Below are 13,123 nucleotides of genomic sequence, written 5' to 3' on the forward strand. Positions count from 1 at the left end.
AAATGAGTATTATTAGAAAGTGGCAAAGAAGCTGTTATAAAAGAATGTTGAAAGCTCACTTAGTTACTCCTAAGGTTGTAGTGCTGATGGATGGTGGTGTTTGTTCTCAAATGCTTCAATATTTATTAGGGGAGTTCTTTAGAAAGCATGGATGTAAGGTTGTGTATGATTTATCCTTTTATAAAGAATGGGGAAGTGATTTGAATTATAAATTTGCTCGTAATTTTGATTTGTTGAAAGTGTTTCCTTATTTGGAACTAAAAATTGCAACAGAGCTGGAAATTTCCTATTATAAGAGGCATTTTTATTATGTTGGGAATAATACATCAGAACGGATAGATGATTTCTCGTTTTTAGAGAAAAAACCACCAATTTATTTAGGTGGATATTATCATTTGCCAATAAATATTTGGGTACCCGCATTTATGTCTACTTATAGAATGTCATCTGATATATTTGATGAGGATAGTAAAATGCTAATGTCGGAAATAAAACAAAATATAAACTCAGTGGCAGTACATGTGCGACGGGGAGATTTGAGTGTTGAAATTCCAGCGTATGGGAAGCCCGCTTCTTTGAGCTATTTTAAAGAGGCTGTTGATTATATGAAAAAAGAGACTATAGCGCCTTACTTCTACTTTTTCTCAGATGAGCCAGAATGGGTAGCATCAGAACTTATTCCTTATCTTGAATTTGCGAATCAAAATTATAGAGTAGTGGATATAAATGGATCGGATAAAGGGTATATGGATCTGTTTTTGATAGCTTATTGCCAACACCAAATAACAAGTAAAGGCACATTGGGAAAATATGGCGCCTTATTGAGGGATAGTGCAGATAAAATTGTAATTCTTTGTGATGATGAAGTTGAATATCAGTGGAAAGGAGTTTTCCATAATCCTATATTTTTATAACAGAAATAAATAGAATGACTAAACTAATCTGCCAATTTAATTTTTTGGCATATTAGTTTAATTCTTTTCCATAACGAACATCTTTTTCGCAAGAATTCATGTCCGCCATATTCAGGTTTGTTTTTGTCTCGAATGAGAATAATTGGTTCAAAAGGAAGGGACCAGCCTTCGGGGTATAGATATGCGGGCGACAATGTAATGGCTGGTGGATTATCTATGAAATATTTATTGATTAGGGATTCATCGTGCCAGATAGGTACTAAATGGTTTGCGGCATCCTTGTCAACCCATGAACAAATCGTTGTACAGAGATCCAAGTAGGCTTCTGTGCGCCCACCTGAAAGGCCTCCTGCGTAATAATACAGGCCTTTTCCTTTTGGAATATAGGCAGTAGAAGTTGTTCTTCGTTCGTATGTAAATTCGGAGTTAGGTTTGTTGTAGAATCCGGGGTGTACAGTTCCTAATAATCCGTTGCTATCTGGAGTTGGAAGCATTTCTTTACCAATGGAACATATAAATAATAGATTGGCATTGAAGAAAAAAATGTAGTCGGTTTCTCGCTCTAATTGTTCCTTGATGCGTAGGAATATATGGAAGCGCTTTAATGTATTGTCAGGCCATCCTAGATTTTTTTGTTTGATTCGGTGAATATGCTTGTTGTTCTCTTCGTCATATAGTTTATAACTATCTGTGAATACATAATATTCAAGAGTGAAAGATGAATCTTGCAGAAAATGGCGCTCTGCGCTTAGGTAAAAGTCTTTCCAGAAAATATCATATTTACCAGTGCAAATATATAGTATGCCAATTTTCATTTTACTTCTTTTTTGATTAATATTAGCAGCAAATATATAAAGATTTATTTTATGATATTTATTTGAAGTGTTTTTATTTTCTATGAATTATCGATAATTCCCTTTTGTATAAAGTAGATTCTACTTTATTATGGTGGAAATAGTCACTGTTAATAAGTGGTTTGTGTACTCTTAAAAAAACAGTATTATTTGGCTTTTTATTTACTTAGTCGTATCTTTGCAACCTTAATTAAAAACTTAGCAATGGGATATTTATATATATTATTAACCATTCTGTTTACTGTCTATGGTCAGGTTATTTTAAAGTGGAGAATTTCAAATTTAAATTGGTCTCTGACTACAACTGAAGGGGTGGGGCAAATGATAGTTTCTTATGTGAAGTTTTTATTTGATCCATTGATTTTCTCAGGATTTGTAAGTGCGTTTATTGCTTCTATCTTTTGGATGTTGGCTATGACTAAGTTTGAATTAACTTATGCTTATCCGTTTATGTCGCTTTCTCCTGCATTGGTTTTTGTAATTGGTATTTTGGTACTTGGAGAGACATTCACAATAGGTAAGATTTTAGGATTACTACTGATCATGATTGGTATTTTGGTGACAGTAAAGTTATAACGTGAATTACTAGATTACCTTTTTAGTCTTCGAAATATAAAAATATGAAAATAAGTATAGTATCTCCAATTTATAGAGCTGAGAATATTGTAGAAGAACTGGTTCGACAAATTATCAAGAATGTAGAGCCATTAACGCATGATTTTGAGATTGTGCTCGTAAATGATGCCTCGCCTGATCATTCATGGATGAAAATACGGGAGATTTGCCGTAAAGATTCGCGAGTAAAAGGTATAAACTTGAGTCGTAATTTTGGGCAACATTATGCGATAACAGCTGGATTGACTTATGCATCCGGTGAGTGGATAGTTGTAATGGATTGTGATTTACAGGATCGTCCGGATGAGATTCCTAATTTGTATGCCAAAGCTTTAGAAGGATGGGATATTGTCTATGCTCGAAGAGTAGAACGTTTGGATGGTTTTTGGAAGAAAATGAGTTCGCGGGCTTTCCATAAGGCTTATTCATACTTAAGTGGTAGTAAGAGCGATCGAACTATTGCAAATTTTGGGATCTACAAACGAAAAGTGATTCTGGAATACAATAAAATGACAGAAAAAGCTCGTTCTTTCCCTTCATTAATCGCTTATCTGGGATTTAAGACTACAGCTATTGATGTGGCCCACTCTGAACGATATGAGGGAAGCAGTAGCTACACTTTATCTAAATTAGTAAGGTTAACGGTAGACGTTTTAGTTTCTAATAGTACTAAGCCATTATTATTGGCGGTACAGTTTGGATTTGTAATCTCTTTTATTTCTGTACTTTTAGCTTTATATAATGTTATTGCTTATTTTACAGGAATAAATTTGGTACATGGCTATACAACAACTATCTTTTCGATCTGGTTTGTTGGCGGAATGACTATTTTTGTGTTAGGTATTGTAGGATTATATATTGGAAAAATTTTTGATGAGGTTAAGAATCGACAATTATTTATTATTGATGAAACTATAAATCTTGAGAAATGAAGATAATAAACGCTTCTTGGGAAGAACGAAATCTAGGAGTTACTTGTTGTGAAGTGACAATTGAGAAAGATGATTCTCTGTTGTATGTAGAGGATGAATTGTCCCGGCTGTCTTCTGTTCAATATTTGGTTGTAAAAGTAGATGCCCCTAATGTTGAAGCTCATTTTTTATTGGCAAAACTAGGGTACGTTTTTATAGAGGCAAATATGAATATGTTTTTAGATGTTCGTAATTATAGACTTTCTGCTTTAGAACAACGGTTTAATTCACTAATTCATTATCGTAAACTGATAGCAAAAGAAGAATTGGAGAAATTTGAGGCAGAACTTGATAAAGGACTTTTTAATACAGATCGTATCTATCTTGATCTTAATTTTACAAAAGAACAAGCGGCCAATCGTTATAAATATTGGATAAGAGATGAGATAAGTCGGGGCGCAGAATTATTTGAGATTGTTTATAAAGAATCTGCTATTGGCTTTTTTATTCAGAAACAACTTGATGAGAAAACTTACTATCCGTTTTTAGCGGGTTTGTATCTAGGTAATCAGGAAAAAATAGGACTAGGATTTTCTGTTTTAGCGAAACCTATAGAAGATGTCATACAAAGAGGAGGAAAATATATTTCAACCTATGTATCATCTAATAATTTATCTATTGTTAAGTTGCATGCTCAATTAGGCTTTTTACCCAACAAGATATATAATGTCTTTGTGAAGCATAATTCGAAAATTTAAAAACTAATTATATATACTCGAAAAAATGACAAATATAGAAAAGTACAATCAGGTTTTTACTTCGACACTGGAGATTACAGAAAATCAACTGAAAGGATTGAGTTATCAATCGGTAGAGTTATGGGATTCGGTAGGACATATGACTTTAGTGGCAAATTTGGAAGATACTTTTGATATCATGATGGAAACAGATGATATAATTGATTTATCATCTTATGAAAAAGGACTTGAAATTCTGAAAGAAAAGTATGGAGTCGAATTATAGTGATTTACGGGGAAAAACAGCTCTGATTACAGGTTGCAATCGTGGCATCGGGAAAGAGATTCTTACGAAGTTTGCTTCGCAAGGGGTTAATATTGTAGCTTGTATTCGGACCAGAACTGAAGATTTTTCTTTGTATCTGGATTCTCTTCGTAAACATTATAATATTCATATTGAAGTATTGCAGATTGATTTGTCTAATTCTGAAAGTATTGCTGGCGCGATGCGGGATATTTTTCGTCAAAAAATATCGGTGGATATTTTGGTGAACAATGCTGGGGTAGCTTTTGGTGGTTTTCTGTCAATGACTTCAATGTCAAAGCTCCGAGAAGTTTTTGAAATCAATTTCTTTTCTCAAGTATTAATAACTCAATATGTGGTTAAGTGGATGCAGAAAAGGAAAAGCGGAGTAATTATCAATATGGCATCAATAGCTGGTATTGATGGTATGGCGGGGTACACTGCTTACGGCTCAAGTAAAGCTGCTTTGATATATTTCACTAAAACATTATCTAAAGAGTTAGCAACAAGTGGAGTTCGTGTGAATGCAGTAGCGCCTGGTCTGATTAATACCGAGATGGCTGAGCAGATGGAGGAAAAAGCTGCAGAAAAAATGCTAGAACAGAACGGGATGAGACGTTTAGGAAATCCGGCTGAAGTAGCTGACCTCGTTCTCTATTTGTCATCTGATTCGTCTAGCTTTATTAATGGTCAAGTCATTCGGGTAGATGGAGGCGTATAATATGAACATAGAGCAAATAAAAAAAATCTCTTATGAGATGCGAAAACAAGCCTTGGATATTGCTTTTAAGGCTGGTAAGAATGGAGCTCATCTAGGTGGAGGATTGTCAGCAATAGAAATATTTTCGGTGTTATACTCTGAGATTATGAAGATTGAACCGAATAATAGAGAGAGTGAATCTCGTGATCGGCTGATTGTTAGTAAGGGGCATTGTGTTTTGGCTTATTATACAGCATTAAATAGATTCGGTTTTTTATCCAACAAAGAAATAGAACAATTTGAACAGAATGGCGCATTTTTGCATGGACATGCTACTCGTTCATTATCTCGGGGAATAGAATTCTCTGGTGGTAGTTTGGGGATGGGATTACCTTTTGCTGTAGGAGTGGCAATGGCAATGAAACGCAAACAAAGGTCTGCTAAGGTATATTGTGTGATAGGTGATGGTGAATGTGACGAAGGTTCTATTTGGGAAGCTGCGATGTGTGCTTCACATTATCATTTGGATAATTTAGTCGTTATTGTAGATAAAAACGGTTTGCAGTATGATGGTTCTACGCAGACTGTAATGGATACTTCATCATTGAGAAACAAGTTCTCTGCTTTTGGATTTGAAACACAAGAAGTTGATGGACATTCGGAGCAAGAACTTCTCACTGCATTCAATGGATTTCAGGAAGAAAACAAACCGAAAGTTATAGTGGCTTTTACTGTGAAAGGAAAAGGAGTTTCTTTTATGGAGAATGTGAAAGAGTGGCATCATGCTATATTATCAGAAAAACAGTATCAACAAGCTTTATTAGAAATTTCTCAATCATGACACAAGTGGCAGAATTTAATTCATTAAAGGCAAGAACCTATTCCAGGTTAGGTCAACGAGGAGCAATATTCGGCTTAGGGATATTTGATGCTATAGGACAAAATTCTAATCTTGTCGTACTCACTGCTGATTTAGCCACTCTTTCAGGATTAGAACGATTCAGAAACCAATATCCGGATAATTTTTATAATATAGGAATTGCGGAACAGAATATGCTGGGAGTTGCTGCCGGGTTATCAGCGGAAGGATTTTTGCCAGTTGCTACCACTTATGCAACTTTCCTTTCTTTGAGGAGTTGTGAGCAAGTGCGTCACTATATGGGATATATGCAGCAAAATATTATTTTGATAGGAAGTGGCGCTGGGCTTTCAATGGGATTTTCCGGAAATACGCATTATTCAATAGAGGATTTGGCAGTAATGAGAGCTATTCCTAATATAGTCATACTTTCTCCTTCGGATGCCGGGCAGGCCGTAAAGGCATTTCATGCTGCAGTAGAATTGAAGAGACCTGTATATATACGGCTTTCAGGTGGTTTGAATTGTCCAACAATTTACAAAGAAGAGTTCACATTTACAGTGGGAAAAGGAGTTTGTTTAAAGGAAGGAGAGGATATTCAGATTATAGCAACAGGAATGATGGTGTATAAGGCATTAACTGTTGCTGAAATCTTAGCAGAGAAGGGTATCTCTGCCGAGGTAGTAGATATGCATACTATCAAGCCATTGGATGCTTCTATAATTTCCCGGAATAAAAAAATGATTGTAACACTTGAGGAGCATAATGTGTTGGGTGGGTTAGGTTCTGCAGTTGCTGAATGTTTAACTTTGGAGAAAAATGCCCCTTGCCTTTTTCGTATTGGAATAGAAGATACTTTCTTAAGTCCGGGAGATCCTGATTTTCTATTAGAACAAGCAGGGCTTTCGGTTGAAAAGATAGTTGCAAAAGTGGAAAACAAATTAGAGTCTTTGGTTTGATGATTTCAATAAAAGATATACTCCAGAATTATAAGTTGTCAGTTCTTGCCGTTGACGAGGATGGGAACTCATATAGCTATTCTCAAGCTCTGTCTTTTGCAATAAATATAAGGCAGGTGTATCATCGTGAACGACCCTTAGTCTTTTGCTTAGCAGAAAATAGTATCGGTTCATTGCTGGGATATCTTTCTTTTATGCAGAATCGATGGGTAGCCTTGATGTTGGATGCTAAATTGGATTCTGAATTATTGCAGGGGATGGTCGGAAAGTACCAGCCGAATCTTATCTGGGTGCCTGATTCCAGAGTGCAGGAATTTACAAATGTAAAGCTGATATATCAGGATTATGGATACTCATTAATTGAATTGAATTCCGATCAAATCCATTTACATACAGATTTAGGATTGCTTCTGACTACATCTGGAAGTACCGGAAGCCCTAAATTAGTGCGCCTATCCTATCAAAATCTTTCAGCAAACGCTTCTTCCATAGCTGAATATTTAGATATTACAGCAGGAGAACGACCGATAACGTCGTTACCTATGTATTATTCTTTTGGGTTATCTGTTATCAATAGCCATGTAATAAAAGGAGCAACTTTGCTTTTGTCTAAACGTGGATTGATGGAGAAGGAGTTTTGGAATATGCTTAAAGAGCAAAAGGCCACTTCTATGTCAGGAGTTCCTTATACTTTCGAAATGCTGTACCGTTTGAGATTTCAACGGATGAATCTTCCGGATTTGCGGACGATAACACAGGCTGGAGGTAAATTGAATGACAATTTGATTGAGTTTTTTGCATTACATGCGCAAAAGACGGGGCAGCGCTTCTTTGTGATGTATGGGCAGACGGAAGCAACAGCACGAATGAGCTATTTGCCATATCAACAAACATTAAATAAAATTGGAAGTATCGGAATACCCATTCCGGGAGGACGTTTTACGTTGATGGATGATTTGGGGAATGAGATCAGCGAAGCTGGGAAAAGTGGAGGATTGGTATATTTTGGAGAAAATGTATCTTTGGGATATGCTGAGTCGCGTGACGATCTATTACTAGGGGATGAAAATCAAGGATGTTTAGCGACGGGTGATATTGCTCAAGTAGATAGTGATGGCTATTATTATATTGTGGGGCGTAAAAAGAGGTTTATCAAGATATTCGGAAACCGGGTTAATTTAGATGCCTCTGAACAGCTCCTGAAAGCACTTTATTCGGATATTGTATGTACTGGTAGGGACGATAAGATGTATATTTATACTCTCCAATTAGGAAAGGAAGATGAAATTCGGTCGTTTATAGCTCATAAGTTAGGTATTCATATTTCAGCTTTTATAGTAAGACGGATAGATGAAATACCTAAAAATAATTCAGGGAAAGTATTATATGCTCACCTAAGTATAGAATAAATGATTGATATTAACGCAATATTAGAACAAAACCCTTATTCTTTGGACAGAGAAGAAAAGGGTGTATTGATGAATCAGGTTATTCGGGAATTAACGAAGTATCATGCGGAACATTGCGAGCCGTATCGGAAGATACTTCAGGCTTTGAATTTGGACTTAAATAATTTGCCTTATTATACGGACTTGCCTTTTTTACCTGTTCGTTTATTTAAGGAGTTTGATTTAGTGAGTGTTCCTCGAAATGAAGTTGTTAAAACGATGACTTCTTCCGGAACGACAGGACAAGCTGTTTCCAGAATCTATTTAGATCGCGAAACATCTAGTCTGCAAACGAAAGTCTTGGCTAAAATTGTTTCGTCATTTATTGGTAACCAACGAGTTCCGATGTTAATTCTGGATAGTTCGGAAGTAATCAAGAATCGGGCTATGTTTTCAGCACGGGGAGCGGGTATATTGGGGTTTTCAATGTTTGGTTCCAAGCGCTATTATGCTCTTGATTCTGAAATGAAACTTGATGTCGAAGGAGTACGTTCTTTCCTGGATCAGCATCAAGGTCAGCCGATATTTTTGTTTGGTTTCACTTTTATGATTTGGCAGCATTTCTACAAGCAGTTAAAGGAATTAGATGTTCATCTGGATCTAAGCAACGGATTGCTGATACATGGAGGAGGCTGGAAGAAATTGATTTCGGAGAAAGTAAGTCAGGAAGAGTTTAAACAGCGATTGTCCGAAATTTGCAGACTGTCAAAAGTGTACGACTACTATGGAATGGTTGAGCAAACGGGAACGATTTATATGGAGTGTGAATGCGGGCATCTACATGCTCCTCTTTTCTCTGATGTATTGATTCGTAGAGCGGATGACTTTAGTCTTGCAGGAAAAAATGAGAAAGGACTGATTCAGGTTGTTTCCATGTTGCCGAGAAGCTATCCTGGGCACTCTTTGCTGACTGAAGATGAAGGTGTATTGTTGGGTGAAGATGATTGCCCATGTGGTCGCAAAGGAAAATACTTTAAGATATTAGGACGGATTCAAAATGCGGAAATCCGAGGATGCAGTGATACGTATCAATTAAAACGATAATTATGGAATGGCTGTTTAATCAATATAAATCAGATGAGGAATTTCAACAATCCTACCCCTTGTCGCCTTTCTCTGATGAGGTAATTCTTTATTTGAATGAGCTTTCGTCGGCATTACTCCGGATGCCTGAAGTAAGGCATTATCCGGATGTAGTGACATTTGCCTTTTTCTGTAGAAAGGCAAATCTGTTACATCTTCAGAAAGAGTATGCAACTAATTCTTTGCGTTTGGGGCGGGGGATTGTTTTTCATATTGCTCCCTCTAATGTTCCGGTCAATTTTGCCTATTCTCTGATTTGTGGATTATTGGCAGGTAATAATAATATAGTGCGACTTCCGGGAAAACAGTTTCGTCAAGTAGATTTAATTGTTGAAGCACTCCGAACACTTTCAGCCGATGAGCGGTCTCATACGGTTTCCCGAATGATTCATTTAATTAAATACGAGCGTGGTGGAATAGAAACTACGACCTATTCGGCTTTAGCTGATGTTAGGGTTATTTGGGGAGGTGATGAAACTATTCGTACCATACGTCAATCCCCACTTCCTCCGCGAAGTTATGATATCGCATTTGCCGACCGTTATTCTGTTTGTGTGCTCAATGCAATATCTATACTTGAAGAGCCTTCTTTAGATAAGATTGTCGAGGGCTTCTATAATGATACTTATCTGTTTGATCAAAATGCTTGTTCAGCACCACAACTAATGATATGGATAGGTACAGAGGACAAGATAGAAAAAGCTAAGGAATACTTTTGGACTGCTTTGCAGCAGTATGTAGACCGGAAATATAAGTTAGAACCTATTTTAGCTGTTGATAAATTGTCTGCATTTTATAGACAGGCTATTTTGTCAGATGTGATAAAGGAGGAAAATGAGAACAATAACTTATGGCGTGTCAGATTGAGAGAATTATCTGCTGATATTCCTCAATATAGGTGTGCAGGTGGATATTTCTCAGAATATTCAACTACCGATTTTAACGACCTGGCATCTATTATTACTACTAAATATCAAACGTTGGCTTACTTCGGGTTCTCAAAAGATGAGTTACAACAGTTTGTTTTAAATAATCATATCAAGGGAATAGATCGTATAGTGCCAATTGGCAAAACGACAGACTTCTCTTTGATTTGGGATGGCTATGATTTAATAACAATGTTATCACGTGAAATTTCAATCTTATGATACCTTTTAATAAACCTTATTTAACAGGAAAAGAGGCACATTATATGTACCAGGCAGTGTATGGTGGCAAACTTTCAGGTAATGGGATGTTTACCAAGAAATGTCAGGAGTATTTCGAGAAACAGTATGGCTTTAAGAAATCTCTATTGACGACCTCTTGCACTGATGCTTTGGAAATGTGTGCTATACTGGCTGATATTCAGCCGGGTGATGAAGTCATAGTTCCTTCATATACATTTGTCTCAACAGCATTGGCTTTTGTTCGTCAGGGAGCGAAGATTGTATTTGCTGACAGTTGCCCTGATAATCCGAATATTGACGCTACACGCATTGAGGAACTGATCACTTCTAATACAAAGGCAATTGTTCCTGTTCATTATGCAGGAGTGGCTTGTGATATGGACCCTATTATGGACTTGGCACGGAAATACAATCTTTTAGTGATTGAGGATGCTGCTCAGGCGATTGATTCTTGTTATAAAGGAAAGCCTTTAGGGAGTATCGGACATTTGGCAGCTTTCTCATTTCACGAAACCAAAAATATAATTTCTGGGGAAGGTGGAATGTTGGCCATCAATGATGAACGATTTATCCGCCGTGCAGAAATTATTTGGGAGAAGGGTACTAACCGTGCCGAATTTTTCCGAGGAGAAGTAAACAAATACGGTTGGGTTGATACGGGGAGTTCTTTCTTGCCTTCGGAAGTTATTGCTGCGTTTCTGTGGGCACAGTTAGAAAATTTGGAGAATATCCAGCAACGTAGGACAGAACTATGGAACCGATATAATGATGCATTATCAGCAGCAGCTTTGCCAAATATTACTCTGCCTAATATTCCTGATTATGCAACCAACAATGCTCATATGTATTATCTGGTTTGTCAATCATTGGAACATCGTACTGAATTAATCAAGAAGCTGAAAGAGAATGGAGTGTTGGCTGTATTTCATTATTTGTCATTGCATAGTAGTGAATATTATCATGATAAACATGACGGAAGAGTATTGGCTAATACAGACCATTTTGCAGACTGTTTAGTACGTCTACCTATGTTTTATGAGTTGGCAGATGTAGAGGTGGCTGAGATAGTTCGCATTATCTGTGGTTAGTTTAGGATTTGAGGCTAATGCTTTCTTTTATTGCTTTAGTGAGAAACTTTCTCCTTTTTATGTAAAAATATATATATGAAAAATATTGAGTTAATATTAAGCAAATATGGTTACATACTATTTGTCTTCATTTTAGTTTGTAGTTATATTTATAGCTTGACAATAGTTCCGGTTAATGCAGATTATGGGTATTATGTAGGAGCGGCAAAGAGTATAGCACAGGGCTTGATCCCATATCGTGACATAAGTTTGGGATATCCTCCTTTTGTTTTTTATATTTTAAGTATCCCTTATACGCTTTGTGGAACAGGTATTTCTCCATTAGTACCAATGTATATTGCGTTTCTTTTTAATTTGGCAAATGGATATCTAATATGGTTGATCTTAAAGAATTTTGGAATCAGTAAGTTTATAAGACAATATACCATTGTTTTATATATAATATATCTTTATTCAGTAGAGTCTGTTTTTTTAGGGTTGGAACCTTTTGCTACTTTTTGGGGATTATTGGGCACTTACATTTTACTCAAAAACAAAAGGTGTTTAGGGATAGCTGGACTTTGTTTAACGTTGGCTTTCTTGTGCAAACAATACGCATTGTTGTATGCGCCAGTTTATGCTATGTTGATTTTATTGCTGAGGGTAGATAAGACGATAAAAGAAAGAATACTGACTGTTTTGCAGGTTGCTTTATGGTCACTGATTTCTGTATTAATCGTTCACTTATTTTTTGTCTTTTTGACAGGTCAAGGAGATTACTTTACTCTTTTGCTGGGAACAGGATATGGGAGAAGAAGCTTCTCTGGAATTGTAGAAGTACTTCGAAAGCGTTTTTTTCATATGTTTTTTATTGTTCTATTGATTCCGATTGTTTGGAATAGTTCGAGTAGATTGGAAATAAAGAGAATGATATTTCTATCTGTCTCTATTTTTCTTTTATTGTTGCAGAATTATTATGATACATCGCCCCACTACTTGATTTTTATAGTTCCTTATGTTGTGGTGTTGGTAGCAATTATCCTCAATAATATTTTGTTTGTTTGGGTTCGAATAGCATCTTGTTTGGTTGTTCTATCATTTGCAGTCTTTTTCTTGGTAAAGGCAACAGAAAACTATCAGATTACACGAAGAGATGAAAATAACCATTGTACAATAACTAGGGATCAGCAGCTTGAGGTTGTTCGTTTTTTACAAAAAGTAGTTCCACCTAAATCAAAAACGGTTGTGGCACGTCAATGGAACTATCTTGTAACTCCTCATCTTTATGGATTGGTTGATATTGCTCCAACCAACTATCGGAACACGCGTTTTGGGTTTGAAGAGGATTTGCAATTGTTAGATCAGGTAAAGGATGCTGAGGTCTTAATTATAGAAACTTCTCATCCTTTGTATGGTGAGTTTATCAAGCAGTTCAAGTCTCCATATCAATCTTATACGTATAAAGATGTACATGTACTTTTGCAGTGAATCAATATGAACTAT

General features: G+C 36.2%; 14 protein-coding genes. 13 read left to right on the plus strand and 1 reads right to left on the minus strand.

The genetic code is table 11. From position 1 onward, the window contains the following. Positions 1-2: 2 nt before the first annotated feature. Positions 3-914 carry an alpha-1,2-fucosyltransferase gene (locus HC965_RS06230; RefSeq protein WP_191030745.1) on the plus strand — a complete coding sequence of 304 codons (912 nt, stop codon included), beginning with the start codon at positions 3-5 and terminating at the stop codon, positions 912-914. Between the two features lie 23 nt (positions 915-937). Here HC965_RS06230 and HC965_RS06235 read toward each other — a convergent pair whose 3' ends face one another. Further along, entirely contained in the window at positions 938-1,729 is a 792-nt protein-coding gene (locus HC965_RS06235) for a family 6 glucosyltransferase (RefSeq protein ID WP_191030643.1), read from the minus strand. Positions 1,730-1,918: 189 nt separating this feature from the next. On the opposite strand from HC965_RS06235, the gene HC965_RS06240 reads away from it, so the two are divergent. From HC965_RS06240 to HC965_RS06295, 12 genes are all read left to right on the plus strand, one after another. Continuing rightward, a complete protein-coding gene (locus HC965_RS06240; protein WP_223854743.1) occupies positions 1,919-2,344 on the plus strand; it encodes an EamA family transporter in 426 nt (141 codons plus the stop codon). 44 nt (positions 2,345-2,388) lie between these two features. Then, positions 2,389-3,315 (plus strand): glycosyltransferase family 2 protein, encoded by a 927-nt coding sequence (locus HC965_RS06245; protein WP_191030644.1) that lies wholly within the window; start codon positions 2,389-2,391, stop codon positions 3,313-3,315. Continuing rightward, positions 3,312-4,052, plus strand: a complete 741-nt coding sequence (locus tag HC965_RS06250) for a hypothetical protein (RefSeq protein WP_191030645.1) — start codon at positions 3,312-3,314, stop codon at positions 4,050-4,052. The genes HC965_RS06245 and HC965_RS06250 overlap by 4 nt, the downstream gene beginning before the upstream one ends. Before the next feature lie 25 nt (positions 4,053-4,077). Further along, on the plus strand, positions 4,078-4,317 hold the full coding sequence (locus tag HC965_RS06255) for an acyl carrier protein (protein WP_191030646.1): 240 nt from the start codon (positions 4,078-4,080) through the stop codon (positions 4,315-4,317). Beyond that, positions 4,301-5,056, plus strand: coding sequence for an SDR family NAD(P)-dependent oxidoreductase (locus tag HC965_RS06260; RefSeq protein ID WP_191030647.1), 756 nt, complete (start codon positions 4,301-4,303; stop codon positions 5,054-5,056). Before HC965_RS06255 ends, HC965_RS06260 begins: the two co-directional genes overlap by 17 nt. 1 nt (position 5,057) lies before the next feature. Further along, positions 5,058-5,876, plus strand: a complete 819-nt coding sequence (locus HC965_RS06265) for a transketolase (RefSeq protein ID WP_191030648.1) — start codon at positions 5,058-5,060, stop codon at positions 5,874-5,876. Continuing rightward, positions 5,873-6,853 (plus strand): transketolase family protein, encoded by a 981-nt coding sequence (locus tag HC965_RS06270; protein ID WP_191030649.1) that lies wholly within the window; start codon positions 5,873-5,875, stop codon positions 6,851-6,853. Before HC965_RS06265 ends, HC965_RS06270 begins: the two co-directional genes overlap by 4 nt. After that, positions 6,853-8,262 (plus strand): AMP-binding protein, encoded by a 1,410-nt coding sequence (locus HC965_RS06275; protein ID WP_191030650.1) that lies wholly within the window; start codon positions 6,853-6,855, stop codon positions 8,260-8,262. The genes HC965_RS06270 and HC965_RS06275 overlap by 1 nt, the downstream gene beginning before the upstream one ends. After that, complete coding sequence (locus HC965_RS06280; RefSeq protein WP_191030651.1) at positions 8,263-9,345, plus strand: acyl-protein synthetase; 1,083 nt, start codon at positions 8,263-8,265, stop codon at positions 9,343-9,345. Positions 9,346-9,347: 2 nt separating this feature from the next. Next, the gene (locus tag HC965_RS06285; protein ID WP_191030652.1) at positions 9,348-10,532 is read left to right on the plus strand and encodes an acyl-CoA reductase; all 1,185 of its coding nucleotides are present in this window, start codon (positions 9,348-9,350) and stop codon (positions 10,530-10,532) included. Beyond that, positions 10,529-11,641, plus strand: coding sequence for a dTDP-4-amino-4,6-dideoxygalactose transaminase (gene rffA, locus HC965_RS06290; protein WP_191030653.1), 1,113 nt, complete (start codon positions 10,529-10,531; stop codon positions 11,639-11,641). Before HC965_RS06285 ends, rffA begins: the two co-directional genes overlap by 4 nt. Before the next feature lie 75 nt (positions 11,642-11,716). Next, the gene (locus tag HC965_RS06295; RefSeq protein ID WP_191030654.1) at positions 11,717-13,108 is read left to right on the plus strand and encodes a hypothetical protein; all 1,392 of its coding nucleotides are present in this window, start codon (positions 11,717-11,719) and stop codon (positions 13,106-13,108) included. Positions 13,109-13,123 lie beyond the last annotated feature (15 nt).

Origin of the sequence: Bacteroides sp. GM023, assembly GCF_014750685.1 — a bacterium.
Taxonomy (GTDB): domain Bacteria; phylum Bacteroidota; class Bacteroidia; order Bacteroidales; family Bacteroidaceae; genus Bacteroides.